This is a genomic window from Domibacillus sp. DTU_2020_1001157_1_SI_ALB_TIR_016 (assembly GCF_032341995.1).
GTDB lineage: Bacteria > Bacillota > Bacilli > Bacillales > Domibacillaceae > Domibacillus > Domibacillus indicus_A.
The window spans coordinates 171,023-189,115 of record NZ_CP135439.1 but is presented as its reverse complement, the minus strand read 5'-3'; the positions used below and the strand labels follow the sequence as shown (position 1 = coordinate 189,115).

The following is an 18,093-nucleotide window of genomic DNA, read 5'->3' as shown; positions in this document are numbered from 1 at the left end:
CAAGCATGTTTAACACTTGCTGTTTTTCCTCCCCACAAAGGCGGCAGGCGCGGGGCGGAGACTCCTATGGGACTAGCGGGCAGATAAGATCGACGGAGCCGCAGAGCGGTGAAGGTGAGCTTATCGCCTGCCCCATGGAACGCGCAGCCCTGCGAATGCCGCTGTTCCATTGCCTGGGCTAAGCGCTGTTCTCATACGTCTTTTCTGAAAAATAGTATGTAAAATCATTTGTTCTATTTATATATTTACAAAAAAACAACGATTCCCTATGATAAATGGAACAGCTCTTTGAAGGAGGACACTTTTATGTCCAATGTTCAGTCACTTGAACGCGCACTGACGCTTCTTAATATCATGTCGGACTATCCAGACGGCATTCAAATCAGCCGGCTTGCTGAGAAAGCTGGCTTATCCAAAAGTACGATTCACCGCCTGCTCGGCACACTGCTGAATATGAAGTATGTGACGCAGGATCCGAAAACGGAAAGGTACCGGCTCGGCTATCAAGTTTTGTACTTGTCACGCAATATGACGGCTAACAACGGTCTTATTTCCGCTGCCCGGCCCTTTCTTGAAGCTTTATGCGAGGATATTAACGAAACGATTCATTTGTGTGTTGAGGATAACGCAGAAGTGGTGTATATCGATAAAATTGAAAGCAGCCAGACGATCCGCATGTATTCCCGAATTGGCAGCCGTAATCCGATGTACTGCACCGGAGTAGGAAAAATCCTGCTGTCCGGGATGGATGAAGCCGAATTTGAACAGGCAACAGCGCCAATCGATTTTGTGAAAAGAACAGCCAAAACGATTGATTCACTTGAGGAACTCAAGAAAGAAATTAATCTCGTCAAACAGCAGAACTATGCATTGGATAATATTGAAAATGAAGAAGGCATTCGCTGTATCGCCGCGCCGATTCGTGATTTCAGCGGCCGTATCGTTGCCAGTTTCAGTGTATCCGGCCCTGTTCACCGCATTACGATGGAACGTATTCACGATGAACTGATCCGTAAAATGCGCGAAACATCCAAAAATATTTCACGGCAGCTTGGCTGTCAAATATAAAAAGCACTTTCCGGGCCGTCTTCGGTTCAGAAAGTGCTTTTTTTCTTAATTAAAACAGTAAAGTATAAAATATTAATAAATAGGCGTTTTTAGTGTTTGTCCTATAACGCCGGCAACCACGTTTTCGGCCGCAAGCATCGCCATTTTTTTACGTGTTTCTTCGGTTGCCGAGCCGATATGCGGCAGCGTAACAACGTTGTCCATTTGTAAAAGCGGGTTGTCGGAGCGGACCGGCTCCTGCTCGAATACATCGAGTCCTGCAGCCCGGATTTGCTTGGACTGTAAGGCATGGATCAGTGCTTTTTCATCTACGACTGGGCCGCGTGATGCATTGATAAAAACAGCTGTTTCCTTCATTTTCTCAAACGCTTCCCGGCCGATCATTCCCCTCGTTTGTTCGGTCAGCGGTGTCATCACACAAACAAAATCCGACTGTTCAAGCAGCTCATCCATCGTACAATAAACAGCGTCGTATGTATGCTCTTCTTCTTCCTGGCGTGAGCGGTTATGATAGAGAATGTTCATATCAAAGCCAAAATGTGCCCGCTTGGCAACGGTCCGCCCGATCCCCCCCATGCCGATAATACCAAGTGTTTTATGGTGCACATCCACACCGAATTGGTCCTCATGAAATCCCTTTTCAGCCCAGTCGCCTGTTTTAACGAACCGGTCCAATTCGGTTACCCGCCGTGCAGCGGCCAGCACGAGCGCCATAATGGTATCTGCGACTGTGTCGTCTAAAACACCCGGCGTATTCGCTGCTTGTATGCCACGCTTTTTTAAAAGCCCAATATCGAGATTATCGTAGCCTACTGATTTGTTGGCGATTACTTTTAGATTTGGCGCTTTATCCAAGAGTGCCTCATCCACTTTTAAACCTGAACCGATCAAGCCGTCCGCACGGCCGAGCGCTTCCACGAAAGCTGGATCGGTTCGTTCATATCCCGGGAAATATTCAACCTGGCATAGGGACTGAATATACTGGAGCGCTTCCTCATACAAAGGCTTGTACACCACAACAACTGGCTTCAATTAAATCATCCTTTCTTTACATTTTCTTCTAGTGTAGCATGAAACGATCGGAAAGCCTTCTTCTATCCTGTATTGAAACATGTTTACGGCGCTTCACAGCTGTACTATACTAAAAAGTAATTTAAACAAAGGAAAGAGTGTTTCGATTGAACCATTTACAGATACCGGCAAGACAGAAATCCATTGTATTGATCGGTTTTATGGGCGTCGGCAAAACGACGATCGGCGAACTGGTTGCAAAAAAACTCTACCGAACATTTATTGACGTAGATCAGGAAATTGAAAAAGATTTTGGCATGACCATTCCCCAAATTTTTGCCGAGCAAGGCGAGCCGTTTTTTCGGGAATATGAACAGAAGAAAACATGCTCTCTTGCCCAGGAAAAGCTAAAAGTTCTGTCTATCGGCGGTGGTGCTTTTTTAAACCCTGAAATCCGAAAAGCATGCCTGGATCATTGCATCGTTTTTTATCTGGATGTAGATTGGGAAGAATGGAAAGAACGCCTTGATCTTTTGGTCGATACCCGTCCTGTTCTTCAAAGCAAAAGCATAGATGAAATTAAAGAGCTGTTTTACAAACGGCAGAGCGCGTACGCCATTCACCATTCTACACTGCCGGTTCGTCATCGTTCCGCAGAAGAAGTAGCCGACTTTATTGTTGATTCTCTTAAATACACATGGGAATTATACGAACCGAATCATAAGTAAAAAAGCTGCACGATAAGAAGCAAGACTCCTTATCGTGCAGCTTTTATTTCATGGAGTGAGGATCCGGATCCCCCATTACATACTGGTTCTTTCCGGCACCCATACCGGCGATAAAAAGGCCGATCACAGCCGCTATTAATAGCAGAAGAGGCACCGTCCATCCATTTAATATATCATGAATCGCACCAAACAAGGCTGGCCCCAATGCAGCAAACAAATAGCCGGCTGATTGCGCCATTCCCGACAGGTCAGCCGCTTCCAGCGATGTTCTCGTCCGGAGTGTAAAAAACATCATGGCAAGGCTAAAAGAAATCCCTCCAGCAATCCCAATCAAGATAACCCAAAGAACGATCCATTCTGTCCAGGCGAATAAAATACCACTCAAGCCGGCGGCCATAAAGAAGGCGGCCGCGATCACAAGCGGCTGCTGATTCTGCACTCGATCGGCGATGATCGGAACAATGAACGTAAACGGCAGCTGTGTGAATTGAATGGCGGACAGCATCCACCCTGCTGATTCCACACTCAGCCCCTGTTCATGCAGAATGTCAGGCAGCCAGGCTACAAGTGAATAAAACAGAAGAGACTGAATGCCCATAAAAGCGGTGATTTTCCAGGCCAGTACCGAGCGCTTAAGGGATGTTTTTTGGCCTGTGCGCCGTCCTGCTTTTAACGGATGCCGAATGTAGCGCCACTGCGTCATCCAAACAAGGATAGCCGCACCTGCCGGTATGATCCAAACCCCTAATGAAGCCCGCCAGCCAAAAGAACTGAATGCCGCCATTGGAATACTGAATCCAGACGCAAAGGCTCCTGATAAATTCATAGACATTGCATAAAAGCCTGTCATAACACCGATTTTATGAGGAAAATTCAGCTTTACAACAGCCGGTGTAAGCACATTGCAAAGAGCAATCGCCAGCCCGATCAGCATCGTACCGGAAAACAATCCCGTTACACTTCCCGCCGGCCTCAGCATCAAGCCGATTGTTAAAAGCAGCAATGCGCTAAACAGCACTCGCTCTATGCCAAATGCACGCGCTAACGTTGACGCAAACGGTGATAATACGGCAAAAGCGAGCAGCGGAATCGTTGTCAGCGCCCCTGCTGCGGCACTTGATAGCTGCAGGTCATTTTGAATCATTGTTGTGAGCGGTCCGACCGAGGTGATCGGTGACCGCATATTTAACGCCAGCAGGATAATACTGAACAGCAACAAAAGCTGTCCGGTCCTTGACCGCTGTTGTTCTATCTCATTTCTTAGACTGCTCATTTTCTGTTTCCTTTCTCCTTTTCTTATCTCCATAAAGAAAACCCTGCCGCTAATTGACAGGGTTTCTTCGAAAAATATGAACAACGAATGTTCCTACAAACGCCATCGCTAAAACCACAAAGAAAATGGTATGGCTTATTTCTATATATGCAATACTCAGCATCATTTTAATGGAGATGATCCCAATTAAAATATAAGCAGTCGTCTCAAGCTCCGGCACCCGGTCAATCAGCTTCATAAACAGGCCTGCTACTGTCCGCATCATCAGAACACCGAACATACCGCCCAAAAGCAGGATCCATACTTCTTTGCTGATCCCAAACGCCGCCAGAACGCTGTCGACAGAAAAAGCAATATCCATCAGTTCTACCGCTGCAACCGTTCCCCAAAACGGGCCAAACATCCGAATCAGTACGCCGGTTTTCGTCGTTTCAACAGGCTGTTCTTCTTTATTGGGCTCTTTTAAATGATCCCAAACGAGCCATGCTAAATAAATAGCGCCCAGAATTTTGACCCATCGAATTTCCATCAGCCAGACACCAAGCCCAATCGCCACAAACCGAAATGTATATGCGCCTAAAAGTCCGTAAAACAGTGCTTTTTTCCGCTTATTTTCAGGCAGGTGACGAACCATTACGGCCAGCACCAAGGCGTTATCCGCTGAAAGAAGCCCTTCCATCACGACAAGTGTCCCAATCAATCCCCAGCTGACTGGGTCTGTCAGGACATGAACCCACATGTCCCAGTCAAAAAAGGAGGCGTACGTCTGAACGATACGTTCGATTGCATTCAAATAGAAGGCCTTCTTTCAATTAGTTTCCTTTTAAAAAGGTCACACAGACTCCTTCGGGTACAGTCACTTCTGAATGTGCGGGCGTCAGCCGGCCGGTTTTCGCTTCACGCTTAAACAGGACTACATTATGTGTTTTCTCGTGTGCTACGATTAAAAACATTTCAGTTGGGTCTAAATCAAAATCACGAGGCCAATCGCCTTTTGTGGACACGATCTCTACCAGCTGAAGACGGCGTCCATTTTCAGTTGTTTCAAATACCGCGATACTGTTGTGGCCGCGGTTGCCTGCATAAACAAAACGGCCGTCTGATGAAATACGGATGGCACTGCCCTGGCTGTTTGCTGTAAAATCAGCCGGGATTGTTTTGTGGGCGTACAATTGTTCAAACGTCCCATCCTGCTCGTTAAGTTCCAGAACAAGTACTTCGTTGCTCAGCTCTGTCATCACATAAGCTACGCACTCCGTCGGGTGAAACACGATATGGCGCGGACCTGCTCCCGGCTCTGTTTTGAAAACCGCTTTTTTCAATAGGTCTTCTCCAGCCACTTCATAGGTGATAATTTCATCCGTTCCAAGATCCACCGCCACAACAAAACGCTCATCTTTTGTCGTACCGAAAAAGTGAGTATGCGCTTTTTCCTGGCGATCTGGATTCGGGCCTGTCCCTTCATGAGTCGCCACATCAAGCAAATCAATTAATTCGCCTGTTTCTGCATTGATGCTGTACATTTCCGCTGTCCCCGTATGGTACTGAGCTGTGAAAGCACGCGTGCCATTTTTATTCAGGGATACGTGACAAGGCACGCCTTCGCTGTCGAGTACGTCATTCAGTTTGTGAAGCTTTCCATTCTGAATTGAAAAAGCTGCAAGGCCGCCGCCTTTTCCGCCTTTCTCTACCGCGTATAAAAATTGTTCGTTTTCACTAATCGTGATGTATGTTGAATTGTTTACTTCTGCTGCCACCGCAGCATGTAAGAGTTCGGCTTTTTCTGTATCAAGCTCGAACGTATGAATTCCTTTTCCGTCCTGCTTTGTGTACGTTCCTACAAACCCTGTATAGATCGTCATGAAAGTGCCTCCGTTTCGTAAGTCGCTCCTCTTGTCTATGTATACGACACTTCTATTATATACTATGAACCGTAAATAAGTCTTCATGCTAATTTGTCCAAAAAATCTAAAAACGATGGATAACAAAAAAGCACCTCCAGCTGTGGAGGTGCTTTTGTTTATACATCGGCTGTTTGCTTAGCCAGGTCTTCGTTAAATATCCCTTTGTCCAGCTCTCCTGTTACGCGTGCAGTTGTGACACCTGCTGTAATCGCGCCGTTTACGTTAAGAGCTGTCCGTCCCATATCGATAAGCGGTTCAACTGAAATGAGCACACCAGCAAGCGCGACAGGAAGGTTCATCGCAGATAGAACCAAAATAGCCGCAAATGTGGCACCGCCGCCTACACCTGCTACACCGAATGAGCTGATCACGACAACCGCGATTAACGTCACGATAAAACCAGGATCAAGCGGGTTAATGCCTGCTGAAGGAGCAATCATTACGGCAAGCATTGCTGGGTAAATACCAGCGCAGCCATTTTGTCCAATGGACAAACCAAATGAGCCGGCAAAATTGGCTACTCCTTCCGGCACGCCAAGGCGCGTCGTTTGCGTGTTTAATGTCATTGGCAGTGTTCCTGCACTTGAACGTGACGTAAAAGCAAAGCTGAGTGTTTCCCCTACTTTTTTCACGTAAGTAGCCGGGCTCAAGCCGGATAAAGTCAAAATCAACAAGTGAATAATAAACATCACAATCAGCGCTACATAAGAAGCGATGACGAACTTGCCAAGATTATAAATAGCCCCAAAGTCAGACAATGCAACCGTACGGGCCATAATAGCCAAAATGCCATATGGCGTCAAACGGAGCACGATCTTCACCACATTGATCACGAGCGAATAAAGAGCATCAATGCCTCGTTTTAGTAAAGCGGCATGCTCAGGCTCTTTCCGGGCTACCGTTAAGTATGCAAAGCCCAAAAAGGCAGCGAAAATGACAACGGCAATCGTCGAAGTCGGACGCGCGCCTGTAAAATCCAAAAATGGATTTTGCGGAAGCAGGTCTACAATTTGAGACGGCAGCGGTTTATCTGCCACTTCAGTCGATTGATCCGCAATAGACTGGCCGCGTTCTGTTTCTGCCGTTCCCTGGACAATTTGAGATGCATCCAGGTTAAAGCCGATAGCAGATGCAATTCCAACCGCTGCTGCTACAGCCGTTGTGCCAAGAAGAATACCAAGAATAAGCGTCGCCATCTTGGCAAAGTTCTTTCCGATCGTAATTTTTGTGAACGCTCCTAAAATTGAAATAAATACGAGCGGCATCACGATCATCTGAAGCAAACGTACATAGCCTGTTCCAATTAAATCAAACCAGGCTGTAGAACTTGCCAGCGTTTCTGATTCTGTTCCATATGCAAAGTGCAAAATAAGTCCATACACGATACCGAGACCAAGTCCGGTAAATACCCGTTTCGAAAACGAAACGTGGCGGCGCTGCATGAAAAACAAAAGAGCAACGAGAATCAGAAGGCCGATGATATTTAAAAGGATAAACCCGTTTTCCATAAAAAAGCCCCCTAATAACTAAAATGTAGATTCTTACTTTAACTCCTTAATTCCGATAAGTCAAGTCGGGAATATTGTCAGAATTTTTAAATCAAATAGCTGTACATATTTTCTTTTTGAATGGACAGAAGAAATAAAGGGCAGTCTACGGACTGTACTGCTCGAGACTTCAAAGGAGGAATATACATGACACGCAACAACCGTCCAAAACCAGATAACCGTTCCGACAACGTTCAAAAGCTTCAGGAAATGGTGCAAAACACAATTGGAAACATCGAGGCAGCGGAAGAAACAATGGTTTTTGCAAACGGGAAAGAGCGGGCGGCCATCAAAGCGAAAAATGAACGCCGCGAAGAAAGCATTGAAGGAATGCGCGAAGAAATCCAAGACGAAGCGGCTGCACGCAGAAAAGACTAAACAGAATAGGTTAAAAAGAGGAGCGGTCTTGTGCAAGACCGCTCCTCTTTTTAATCGGGTTGTTTTTATCTTCCTTAAAACCTTAATCGGGTCTGGTGAATCATTTTCAACAAGTTCTTATGGCAGCAGCTGCCTTGCTGTTTCATCCGTAAATCCGGCAGAATATTTCAACATTCATTTTCTTCGCCGATAAAAAACAATCCGGCTGTTGACCAGCCAGATCGTTTTTTTTATATAAATGAAATGGTGTAGTTGGCTTCGAATCGGCCGCCTGGTTCAAGCTCGTTTATGCCCAGCTTTTCATCCAGCTTGCCGCTGGCATCAACTGTATCAGCGATGCCGTACCATGGTTCGATACACACAAACGGTGCCATCGTGCCGTTTTTTTTGTTGTAGCTGGACCAAATGCCGACGAAGGGAAATCCAGCCAGGTCCACTTCTACCCCGTGGCCGGTCCGGTTTGAGCGAAGTGAAACGCGGTCAATATGGCTGTATATAAAGGCGTCCTGTTCAAACAAGGAGGACTGAATGGGGATCGGCTCGATGGTTTGAACCGTCTTTTTTTCCTTTGCCATTGAATTTACCAGCTCATATTGCGTTACCTGTCTGCCTGCGGCCGGTGTAAAATTCAAAGTATAGTCTTCCGCTTTTTCTTCCGCTTGAAGCGGTACGTTAAAAGCTGGGTGGGCCCCGATCGAGAAATACATCTTTTCTTGATGCTCGTTTTTAATTTCCCAGCGGACATTTAAAGAGTCCTCTTTTAACGTGTAATAAATCACCACTTGAAATCGAAACGGGTAAATATCTAAAAATGAATCAAGCGGGTCAAAACAAAAAGCCGCATACTCTTTTTCCTGATCCTGCACGGTAAACTCCACATCCCGCAGAAAACCATGCTGCGGCATTCTGTAAGATCTGCTATCAAGCGCATACCGGTCTCGTTTCAGACGGCCGACAATTGGAAACAGAACCGGTGACACACGTCCCCAATACTGGCTGTCTCCGCTCCACATATAATCCAGACCTGTTTTTTTGTGAAACACCTTCCGCACTTCCGCTCCAGATGGAGAAATGTGCACGGTCAGCAGTTCATTTTCGAGAACAATCATTTCAAGGCTCCTTTCCTTATTGCGGCTGCCCATCCGCTTCCCATTGAGCGATTTCTTCACGTACAACCGGCGCCACTTCTCTGCCAAGCAGTTCGATCGCATTCATTACTAAATCATGCGGCATTGTGCCAACCGGAACATGCAGCATAAAGCGGGTAATTCCGACTTTTTTGCGAAGATGAATGATTTTTTGGGCGACTGTTTTCGGATCTCCTACATACAAAGCACCCTCAAAGCTGCGGGCGGCATCAAAGCTTGCCCGATTGTATGGCCCCCATCCGCGCTCCCTGCCCAGTTTATTCATCGCTGCCTGTGTAGACGGGAAAAATAAATCAGCCGCCTCCTTTGTGCTTTGGGCTAAAAAGCCGTGCGAATGCGACGCTACTGGCAGAACAGCCGGATCATGCCCGGCATGCACCGCCGCCTTTTTATACAGCTCTACAAGCGGAGCAAATTGAACCGGGCTGCCGCCGATAATGGCGAGCACAAGCGGCAGGCCGAGAAGCCCGGCGCGAACGACCGATTCAGAATTGCCGCCGCTGCCGATCCAGACTGGAAGCGGGTTTTGCACCGGGCGCGGGTATATGCCGAGATTTTGAATCGCCGGCCGGTGTTTTCCCTGCCACGTTACTTTTTCAGCACTCCGAATGTTCAGCAGCAGATCCAGCTTTTCATCAAATAGTTCGTTGTAATCCTTTAAATCATATCCAAACAAAGGAAAAGACTCAATAAATGACCCCCGCCCGGCCATAATTTCTGCCCGTCCGTTTGACAGGGCGTCAAGCGTAGCAAAGTCCTGAAATACGCGTACCGGATCGGCCGAAGACAACACCGTCACCGCACTCGTCAGCCGGATTTTTTGGGTCTGGGGTGCCGCTGCAGCCAGGACCACAGCCGGAGAAGACGCCGCGTAATCTTCACGATGATGTTCCCCTACACCAAACACATCAAGACCGACCTGATCGGCTAACACAATTTCCTCTACTACCTGGCGCAGCCGCTCAGCGTGACTGATGACACTGCCTGTCTCCACATCCGGTGTGGTTTCAACAAATGTGCTGATTCCAATTTCCATAAAAAACCTTCCTTCCGCTGCATCTAGCTCTCTCCTTTTAAAGTACCATGATCGGTTTGAGCAAGGAAATGATATGGTCTTTTTACATTAAAAAAACCGGGCAGACAGCCAGATTCTCCTTTTCCTGCTGTCTGCCCGGTTTTTTTAACCGCTGCATTGTATTTATGAATAAAAGCCATGCCGGCAAGTTTCTTCTAAAATTTCCCGTTGAATTACTGGAATCAAAGCGTAACCGCCGCCAAATGTAATGGGTGACAGCTTAAAAAAGGTTAGAAAAATATCGAATAACTGCTTCACCTTATCACCCCTGTTCTATTTTACCACTGCTTTATTCCAAATTACCGGTTTTCTTCCGCCGTGTTAGGGAAAAGAAAAACCAGATCTTATGGAGAAAGGACTGTTTGGATGAGTGAGACCATTTACGGAAATACGCCTTGTTTTTTAGGGTCACAAAATTTAACAGCTAAAAACCTTTTGGGTGAAGTTGACGCTGTTGTGTACGGCGTGCCGTGGGAAGGCGCTGTAACATGGGGCGATTACACGGGGTGTGAACTTGGGCCAAAAGTAATGCGGTTAAGTTCGGGCCGCTATAGCGGCTATTTGCCTGAACTTGATCATATAGATGTGTTTGAACATGTGAAGCTCGGAGATATAGGAGATGTAGATGTTGTACCAGCCGATGTAGAAGAAACGATGAACCGGATCACGCAGTTTACCGATCCGCTATGGAAAAGCGGCAAGTTTTTAATCGGGCTTGGCGGTGATCATGGCGTCACATTTCCAATTGTACGGTCCCTGACGAATCAAGGAAAAAAAGTAGGCATTATTCATTTAGACGCCCATTATGATAACCTGCCGTCTCATGAAGGCGATCCATATGCACGGTGCAGTCCGTTTATGCGGCTGTATGAACAGGAAGGTGTACGAAACGAAAGCATCATTCATACCGGTATTCACGGTCCCCGCAACAAGCCTGAAAGCGGCCGGAATGCCCGCGATGCAGGGGCCCTCACCATTACGATTAACGATATTCGGGAGCATCCAGACTTAAGGGCACTGGCACGCCGTCTGCATGAGCTTGCATCTAGAGAAGTGGACTGTGTTTATTTGAGCATTTGCAGCGATGTTCTGGATTATGCGTTTAATCCAGGCGGTCCGGTTGATGGAAACGGGCTGACATCCTATGAATTGTTAACGCTTGTTCATGAAATTGCCAAACAGGGCATTGCCGGCATGGATTTTGTAGAAGTATACCCACAGCAAGACCCTTCACAGCTTTCTGCTCATTTGTCTTCAACTATTGTGTTATATGCGCTCGCCGGCCACATTTTAAACAAGCAGCAATCTGAGGGAGATGGCGCTGTTGGCGAAAACGCTCAAGGCCAGGCTTAAATAAATCAGTTTGGGCTCGGAGGCAGACGCTTTCTTTGGCTGTCTGCACAGCAATGATGCTTTTACGCTCCTTTGTCCGTGCAAAATCCATTTTTAGCGATACCACTCACTTTACTTAAAATATGCGTTTATGTTATTCGTCATTCTTTCTACAATGATCGGTGTCTCTGCGCCCATTGTTAATGGTTTTCTTCGTGCTTTGATCTTCATTTCTGCTTTAGCCATTGTTTATTTTATTATGCTGGCCGCACTCATTTTTAAAGGCACTGGCTTGCTCATGACGCGGTCTGCTCCTTTTAAATGCTTAGACTGCATGCATGCAAAAAGGAAGCCCCATATACAAGGGCTTCCTTTTTATTTTATCTTGACCGTCATCACAGGCGTTTCGCCGGCGACGGCTTTTACATGTTCATGCTTTTCCATTTGCTTTACAAGATCTCCATTGGAGATGATCAGCGGGGTGATGGTGCTCGCTGCTTTTTCACGAACGAGTTCCAGGCTGTATGTAAGCAGCACATCCCCCTTCTTTACTTGGTCTCCTTCCGACACTTTTACATCGAACCCTTCACCTTTCATGTTAACCGTATCAAGCCCAACATGAATAAGAAGCTCGAGGCCTCCTGCTGTTTCCAGGCCAATTGCATGCTTTGTCGGAAACACATTCAGTACTTTTGCGTCAGCCGGCGCCACTACTTTTCCTTCCGATGGATTCACCGCTATGCCGTCACCCATCATTTTTTGTGAGAATACCGGGTCTGGTACTTCTTCCAAACTGATCACATCCCCGCTCATCGGAGAGACAAGAATGATTTCACCCGTATTTTGTGCTGTATTGCCTTCTTCTTTACCGCCAAAAAGCTTGCTTAAAAAACCCATACAGAACCCTCCTTTTTTGTTTGTATTCCCTAAAACACCGTCTTTAAAAACGCTTTTATTTCTTTACTAGATGGCATAGACACAGCAGTGCCTGCTTTCGTAACAGAAAGAGCCGCAGCAGCCTGTCCAAATTGAACGGCTTCTTCGATATTCATACCGCTGGTGATGGCATGCGCAAATCCGCCGTTAAAAGCGTCGCCTGCGCCAGTTGTATCGACCGCTTTAACCGAAAACCCTTCCATTTGCCGGCCTTTACCCGTTCCCTGCGATAAAAACACCCCTTTTTTGCCCATGGTAATCATGACCACGCTGGCGCCTTTTTCATGCAGGATATCGGCTGCGCGCTGGGCGGATGCTTCATCTTCTACAGCAATTCCCGTTAAACCGCGGGCTTCTGTTTCATTTGGTGTTACGTATGTAACATGCTGAAGCCACTCCATTGGAAAAGCCGTATAGGGAGCAGGATTTAATAGAATGGGCACACCGCAGCGGGCGGCTTTTTGAATGGCCGCCCCAATCGCCTCAAAATGAATTTCAAGCTGAAGCACCAAAAGATCCGCCCGTTCGATTGCTTCTTCTGCCCTTTCTACATCTGCACCGCTCATCGCTCCACATGCGCCCGGTGCGATGACAATATTATTTTCCCCTGCGTCATCAACGGAAATAAGAGCCGTTCCTGTTGCTTCTTTTTCGCTTCTCTGGATAAACCGAATATCAAGCCCTTCCCGCTCGAAGTGCTGGACCGCTTCCTGTCCAAAGATGTCTGTGCCAATTTTGGTTACAAACATCACATTTGACCCGCTTCTCGCCGCTGCTGTTGCTTGATTGCCCCCCTTGCCGCCAGGACCGATTTGAAAAGGACCTCCCAGAACGGTTTCCCCCGGTGCCGGCAGATGCGGCGTCCGGATCATGACATCTGTTACGTAACTGCCTACTACGGTTACTCGCCCCATTTTATTCACCTCTATGTAAGCATAAAAGAAAGCGGCCTCAAATGCCACAAGGAGGCAGACGAGACCACTTGTTTAAGCTGGAAGCTCTTTATGGAACGCTTTCATTTTTTGAAGAAAAAAGTTCTCCTGTTCCCTTCTTTTCCCCTCTAAAAATGTATCCCGGCTAATTTCTTTCACAGACGCAACCCCATTATGCTTCACACCCGGCATATGAGCAGCCTGATCCATAACCAGCACCGGTGTATAGTGAGCTTCTGTTAATAAATATCGTGCTACACTAACCTCATTTCGCTTGCCTACATGACCATAGCGTAAAACCACCTTCCAATATTTCCATCTCATGTAAATCCCTCCGATTTTATATATTATGTGCTCTATACCCATTTCAGTCCAAAAAATAAAGATTTCACTGATAAAAACAAGATTAAGATCAAAGAGGGACCGACAAGATCATTAAAAAAAATGGAACTGATAGGTACAATAGACCTACAAAAAGTAGCGAGTGAAAGGATTGGAGTCCATTGTTAAACCATTTGCATGATTTTTCGTCAATCGTCCGGGCTCTAGACCAGCACTTTTCCATTTCCGTTACCGGTCGAGACAGCATTATTTTGTATGTGAATGACCGTTTTTGCACGCTTTGTAAATACGAGCAGGAAGAAATTATTGGCCAAAAGCATTCCTTATTTGACTCAGGTCTGCATCCGGACGATTATTTTGATGAGATGTGGCATATGTTAGAGCGGGGACAAGTTTGGCAGAGTGAATTGCATAACCGTGCAAAGGATGAGTCTATTTACAGCATTCATGCAACGGTTGTACCGATCTAGGATGAAAATGGACGCCTTGCAAACTTTCTTTCGATTGATGTGGATATTACCGATAAAATTCAAGCAGAAGCCGCTTTAAAACAAGCATTAAAAAACGAATTTCAAATGACAGCCAGACATTTGCAAAATGCTGTATTCAAGTATAGAAAAAATGAAGACGGGCAGATTGTGTTGACGATGCTTGAAGGAAAGCTGTTAGAGAAAATGGGGCTTGCAGCTGATCGGGCCGACAAAAGCCAGCTTAAAGATATCGTTTCAAAACAAGCATCTACATACATATCCGGTTATGTGGAGCGCGCTTTTACCGGTGAACAAGTTAATTTCGAGGTAAATATACTTCATTTCTCTCTTCTCGTTCATCTTTCTCCTCTTTTTGAAGGTGAAGAAGTCACAGAAGTAATCGGCACGGCCACCGATATTACCGAGCGGAAAGAAACAGAAAGACAAGTACAAAAAATGGCTCATTATGATGATTTAACGGGGCTTGCCAACCGGCGTCAGTTTCAAAAAAAACTGGATGAAGCTCTTTCCTCTTCGTCCCGATATAATCAGTCTTTCGCCCTCATGTTTCTTGATTTGGACCGATTTAAAAATGTAAACGATACTTTAGGCCACAATACGGGAGATCTTTTACTCAGCAAAGTAGCTGCCCGGCTTGGCGGTGATGAATATGCGATTTTGCTTCCAGCGATTTCACGTGAATCGGCCCAGCGCATTGCCGAACGAATACAAGAAGAGCTAAGTCACTGTTTTCTGATTGAAAATCTGGATATTTTCATCAGCACAAGCATCGGTATCAGCATGTTTCCTGAGGATGGGCTGGACGCAGAAACACTGATTCGCACTGCGGATGCTGCCATGTATTTCGCCAAAGAAAGCGGCAAAAACACCTACAGGTTTTTTACAAACGATCTGCATCGCGATATGAGCAACAAAATGATGCTTGAGCGGGAAATGCATCGGGCCCTTGAAGAAAAACTTTTTCATGTGCATTACCAGCCCCAGATCGACATAAGAACCAATCAAATCAACGGTGTTGAAGCGCTGATTCGCTGGAATCATCCTAAAATTGGGCCAGTTTCTCCAGCAGAATTTATTCCACTCGCAGAAGAAACAGGCTTAATTCTTCCGATCGGCACATGGGTGATGGAAACCGCCTGCGCCCAAAACAAAGCATGGCAGGAAGCAGGCCTCCCGCCTATTTGTGTGAGTGTGAACGTGTCGCTTCGGCAGTTTATGCAGTTAGATTTTGCTGAACAAGTTGAGCGGATTTTTAGAGCAAACCGGCCTTTCACCCGAGTGGCTGACAATTGAAATTACGGAGAGCATGACGGCTGATGTAGCTCACGCCCTGCAGATTTTAGACCGGCTGCGCAGCATCGGCATTCAGGTGAGTATTGATGATTTTGGCACCGGCTACAGTTCACTCAGCTATTTAAGCCGCTTTCCTATTACAAAGCTGAAAATTGACCAGTCTTTCGTCCGGGATTTAACCGAGAATCGCCAGGCGATCGTAAAAGCCATCATCGATCTGGCGCAAAATTTAAATTTAAAAGTGATTGCGGAAGGCGTAGAATCAAATGAGCAGGCGGAGCTGCTGCTGGCACTTAATTGTACCGAGGCACAGGGCTATTTGTATGCAAAGCCGCTTTCTCCTGAAGAAATAGAAAAACGGCTGCCCCATTGTTAAAGGACAGCCGTTTTTTAATTAGCCTGCGCCATACGGTCGATCGCGTTATTGACCGTATACCATTTGTCGTCTGCACTGTATCCGTTTGTCTGTCCCGCCACCTGGTCACGTGAAAAGTAATAAAGCGGGTATCCTTTGTACGTGGACTGCTTTTTCCCTGTATCCTCACGTGTAATCTCGCCAAAATCACTCGAACTGAACCCTTCCGGCACTTTACTTGATCCAAGATAAAAAGGCGGCCATTCTTCCAGACAATGATTCGTGCAAGTAGAAACTCCTTCTTTATCCTCTATGGAAAAGTAAAGTGTCATACCGGCCGAATCTGCCAGGTACTGGCCCGTTTCTTCTTTCTTCATAACACGAAGCTGACCTGTTGGGTTTTGAGCAGCGTCCTGCGCTTCATTCATGGGTGCTGACATTTCTTCTGGTTCTTCATCTGCCATACAGCCTGCCAGCAGAGTAACCGCAATAATCCATTTCCACATTTCATCCATCTCCTTTTTAACAAGAGGATATCCCGAAAAGAAGTACTTTATTCTCTGCTTTAAATAGAACATTTGTAAGAATTTGCATAAGGAAACATGTGGATATATACTTATTTATGGAAATATAAGGATTGGTGAAAGGGGTACGTATGAATGCCTTCCCTGTGAAAACGACGGTTTTCTTTGGCTTGTCCTCTGCACTTTTAACAGCTGTTCTGTATACAGCTATTCTCCTATGGAATGGTGAAGCTCTTTTTTATTGGATGACACTTTCATTTTTAAGTGCTGCTTCCTTTCTGCTGACAAGTCCAAGGAGAAAACGGGTGAATGCTTTACTGATTATGCAGATCATTTTGTTTCTTTATGGGTGGTTTTCTTTGCTTTTTTTAGACCATTTCAGCAGGCTTGCCCTGTCAATCCTCGTTTGGATCTTTATTGGGTTTGGCGTTTTTCTTTTATATCGGTTGAATGTAGCTGGAAGAAAGGAAAAGGAATTAAAGCGAATCCATGCTTTTTATATTACAGCAGGGCTTTTGGTCGGCGCGGTCACACTTTTTGTTGCATTCAGCTTTTGGATCATGGCAGGTCCTTCCATTATCCTTGTCTTGTTTCTTATTCCTTTTCTGCTCTGGGCTGTGCTTTATAAAATACGGCTGTCTGCTTGGGAAAAAAAGAAAGGTTCACGGATTGGCTGATGGCTTTCCGTTGGCTGTATTTCATGTCCAGCTCAATGACCGCTTTTGTTTCCCGGCTATTCCCCCAGAAAGAAGGCGATGGATTGAAAAGAAAAACAGGATGGGTGTTAGGTGTTTTTTTCACAGCATGGGCTGCCTTAATTTCGGCTGGCGTGGCTTTTCAAAAAACAGATGACGAGAAACAGAACGGCTTGACGGATGTGTTTGATCTTTCACCTGCTGAAAATATATTTTATGTGAAACATATAAACGGTATTCCTTCCTTGCGAAGCTTTTCAGAAAACACCCAAAAAGACGAGGAAATCACAAGCTTGCCAGCCGACCGGCTGATCACGGATATAGACGTGTCACCCGACGGGTCAGCTGTTGCATTTATTTCCATTCGTGAAGGCGATGTGATTGAAACGGGGAACATTAGAACCGAGGTGTATATACTGAATCTTTCCAGCGGCAGAAGAGAACTTTTACTGGAAGGAAACCAGGCTGCTTCAAGTCTCCAGTTCTCCAAAGATGGAACCAGCCTTTACTATATTGGCTTAGCCAGTGAAAGAGCCAATTTGGACATTTTTCGGTACAACTTGGCTGACAGAACGAAAAAACGGCTGACTGCATTGAACTCATACAGCATGAGCAGCCTTCATGTCCGTTCAGACGGAACATCGGCTTTTATACTGATGCAGGATGAATCCGTAGACATGTTTCAAGGCAAAGCATCTGTTTACACAGTTTCACTTGATGGAAAATCCGTCCTGAAGCCATATACAAAGCCTGCAACACACCTTGAAGTGACCGGTTATGCTTTCCATGAACAAAACGGCGATATGGCTTATCAGGCTGTAGCAAACGAAGAAACCACCGGTATTTTTGAATATGAGCTGTTCCGCTACAACAATCAGATGAAACAAAGACAGGCGCTGACATCTTTTGGCACGTACGCGGGATCTCCTGTTTTTCATCCTTCCGGCAAAACCATTTACTTTATGACAGATCCTAACTTTGGAAATGGAGAAGCGGATTATCATTTATTTAAAATGGATCGTGACGGCTCAAACAAGCAGGAGATCGCGTTACCTGAGTAA

21 protein-coding genes are annotated in these 18,093 nt (G+C 45.9%); 9 read left to right on the top strand and 12 right to left on the bottom strand.

Translation table 11 applies throughout. The features are described from left to right. Positions 1-306: 306 nt before the first annotated feature. Complete coding sequence (locus tag RRU94_RS08955; RefSeq protein ID WP_315693786.1) at positions 307-1,068, top strand: IclR family transcriptional regulator; 762 nt, start codon at positions 307-309, stop codon at positions 1,066-1,068. Between the two features lie 72 nt (positions 1,069-1,140). Here RRU94_RS08955 and RRU94_RS08950 read toward each other — a convergent pair whose 3' ends face one another. Next, on the bottom strand, positions 1,141-2,100 hold the full coding sequence (locus tag RRU94_RS08950; RefSeq protein WP_315693785.1) for a 2-hydroxyacid dehydrogenase: 960 nt from the start codon (positions 2,098-2,100) through the stop codon (positions 1,141-1,143). 200 nt (positions 2,101-2,300) lie between these two features. Between RRU94_RS08950 and RRU94_RS08945 the strand changes: the two genes are divergently transcribed. Beyond that, positions 2,301-2,807, top strand: coding sequence for a shikimate kinase (locus tag RRU94_RS08945; protein WP_315695887.1), 507 nt, complete (start codon positions 2,301-2,303; stop codon positions 2,805-2,807). 43 nt (positions 2,808-2,850) lie between these two features. Here the strand turns inward: RRU94_RS08945 and RRU94_RS08940 are convergent, their stop codons facing one another. From RRU94_RS08940 to RRU94_RS08925, 4 genes are all read right to left on the bottom strand, one after another. Further along, positions 2,851-4,080, bottom strand: coding sequence for a CynX/NimT family MFS transporter (locus tag RRU94_RS08940; protein WP_315693784.1), 1,230 nt, complete (start codon positions 4,078-4,080; stop codon positions 2,851-2,853). Positions 4,081-4,129: 49 nt separating this feature from the next. After that, positions 4,130-4,819, bottom strand: coding sequence for a TerC family protein (locus tag RRU94_RS08935; RefSeq protein WP_410493038.1), 690 nt, complete (start codon positions 4,817-4,819; stop codon positions 4,130-4,132). A gap of 73 nt (positions 4,820-4,892) precedes the next feature. Beyond that, on the bottom strand, positions 4,893-5,942 hold the full coding sequence (locus RRU94_RS08930; RefSeq protein ID WP_315693782.1) for a lactonase family protein: 1,050 nt from the start codon (positions 5,940-5,942) through the stop codon (positions 4,893-4,895). Positions 5,943-6,100: 158 nt separating this feature from the next. Continuing rightward, positions 6,101-7,492, bottom strand: a complete 1,392-nt coding sequence (locus RRU94_RS08925) for an L-cystine transporter (RefSeq protein ID WP_242232567.1) — start codon at positions 7,490-7,492, stop codon at positions 6,101-6,103. A gap of 186 nt (positions 7,493-7,678) precedes the next feature. On the opposite strand from RRU94_RS08925, the gene tlp reads away from it, so the two are divergent. Beyond that, positions 7,679-7,909, top strand: a complete 231-nt coding sequence (tlp, locus tag RRU94_RS08920) for a small acid-soluble spore protein Tlp (RefSeq protein WP_315693780.1) — start codon at positions 7,679-7,681, stop codon at positions 7,907-7,909. Positions 7,910-8,139: 230 nt separating this feature from the next. Here tlp and RRU94_RS08915 read toward each other — a convergent pair whose 3' ends face one another. The 3 genes from RRU94_RS08915 to RRU94_RS08905 form a co-directional block, all read right to left on the bottom strand. After that, positions 8,140-9,018, bottom strand: coding sequence for an aldose 1-epimerase family protein (locus tag RRU94_RS08915; protein WP_315693779.1), 879 nt, complete (start codon positions 9,016-9,018; stop codon positions 8,140-8,142). A 16-nt stretch (positions 9,019-9,034) separates the two neighbouring features. Further along, positions 9,035-10,093, bottom strand: a complete 1,059-nt coding sequence (locus tag RRU94_RS08910; protein WP_315693778.1) for an LLM class flavin-dependent oxidoreductase — start codon at positions 10,091-10,093, stop codon at positions 9,035-9,037. A 162-nt stretch (positions 10,094-10,255) separates the two neighbouring features. Next, positions 10,256-10,390 carry a chromate transporter gene (locus tag RRU94_RS08905; RefSeq protein WP_315693777.1) on the bottom strand — a complete coding sequence of 45 codons (135 nt, stop codon included), beginning with the start codon at positions 10,388-10,390 and terminating at the stop codon, positions 10,256-10,258. Between the two features lie 108 nt (positions 10,391-10,498). Between RRU94_RS08905 and RRU94_RS08900 the strand changes: the two genes are divergently transcribed. Beyond that, complete coding sequence (locus tag RRU94_RS08900; protein ID WP_315693776.1) at positions 10,499-11,485, top strand: agmatinase family protein; 987 nt, start codon at positions 10,499-10,501, stop codon at positions 11,483-11,485. 354 nt (positions 11,486-11,839) lie between these two features. Here the strand turns inward: RRU94_RS08900 and RRU94_RS08895 are convergent, their stop codons facing one another. The 3 genes from RRU94_RS08895 to RRU94_RS08885 all read right to left on the bottom strand — a co-directional run bounded on the left by RRU94_RS08895 (position 11,840) and on the right by RRU94_RS08885 (position 13,656). Beyond that, positions 11,840-12,361: a PTS sugar transporter subunit IIA gene (locus tag RRU94_RS08895; RefSeq protein ID WP_315693775.1), complete on the bottom strand. Its 522-nt coding sequence runs from the start codon at positions 12,359-12,361 to the stop codon at positions 11,840-11,842. Positions 12,362-12,390: 29 nt separating this feature from the next. Further along, positions 12,391-13,314 (bottom strand): ribokinase, encoded by a 924-nt coding sequence (rbsK, locus tag RRU94_RS08890; RefSeq protein WP_315693774.1) that lies wholly within the window; start codon positions 13,312-13,314, stop codon positions 12,391-12,393. 72 nt (positions 13,315-13,386) lie between these two features. Beyond that, on the bottom strand, positions 13,387-13,656 hold the full coding sequence (locus RRU94_RS08885) for a hypothetical protein (RefSeq protein ID WP_315693772.1): 270 nt from the start codon (positions 13,654-13,656) through the stop codon (positions 13,387-13,389). Between the two features lie 179 nt (positions 13,657-13,835). Between RRU94_RS08885 and RRU94_RS08880 the strand changes: the two genes are divergently transcribed. Genes RRU94_RS08880 through RRU94_RS08870 form a run of 3 tightly spaced genes read left to right on the top strand, consistent with a single transcriptional unit; the run spans position 13,836 to position 15,834 of the window. After that, entirely contained in the window at positions 13,836-14,144 is a 309-nt protein-coding gene (locus tag RRU94_RS08880; protein ID WP_315693770.1) for a PAS domain-containing protein, read from the top strand. Between the two features lie 39 nt (positions 14,145-14,183). Continuing rightward, on the top strand, positions 14,184-15,458 hold the full coding sequence (locus tag RRU94_RS08875; RefSeq protein WP_315693768.1) for a sensor domain-containing protein: 1,275 nt from the start codon (positions 14,184-14,186) through the stop codon (positions 15,456-15,458). Continuing rightward, complete coding sequence (locus RRU94_RS08870; RefSeq protein WP_315693766.1) at positions 15,394-15,834, top strand: EAL domain-containing protein; 441 nt, start codon at positions 15,394-15,396, stop codon at positions 15,832-15,834. The genes RRU94_RS08875 and RRU94_RS08870 overlap by 65 nt, the downstream gene beginning before the upstream one ends. 14 nt (positions 15,835-15,848) lie before the next feature. On the opposite strand, the gene RRU94_RS08865 is transcribed toward RRU94_RS08870, so the two are convergent. After that, positions 15,849-16,319, bottom strand: coding sequence for a COG4315 family predicted lipoprotein (locus RRU94_RS08865; RefSeq protein ID WP_315693764.1), 471 nt, complete (start codon positions 16,317-16,319; stop codon positions 15,849-15,851). 149 nt (positions 16,320-16,468) lie between these two features. Here RRU94_RS08865 and RRU94_RS08860 point away from each other — a divergent pair, with 149 nt between their 5' ends. After that, entirely contained in the window at positions 16,469-17,014 is a 546-nt protein-coding gene (locus RRU94_RS08860; RefSeq protein ID WP_315693763.1) for a hypothetical protein, read from the top strand. 83 nt (positions 17,015-17,097) lie between these two features. After that, a complete protein-coding gene (locus tag RRU94_RS08855) occupies positions 17,098-18,093 on the top strand; it encodes a TolB-like translocation protein (protein ID WP_315693761.1) in 996 nt (331 codons plus the stop codon).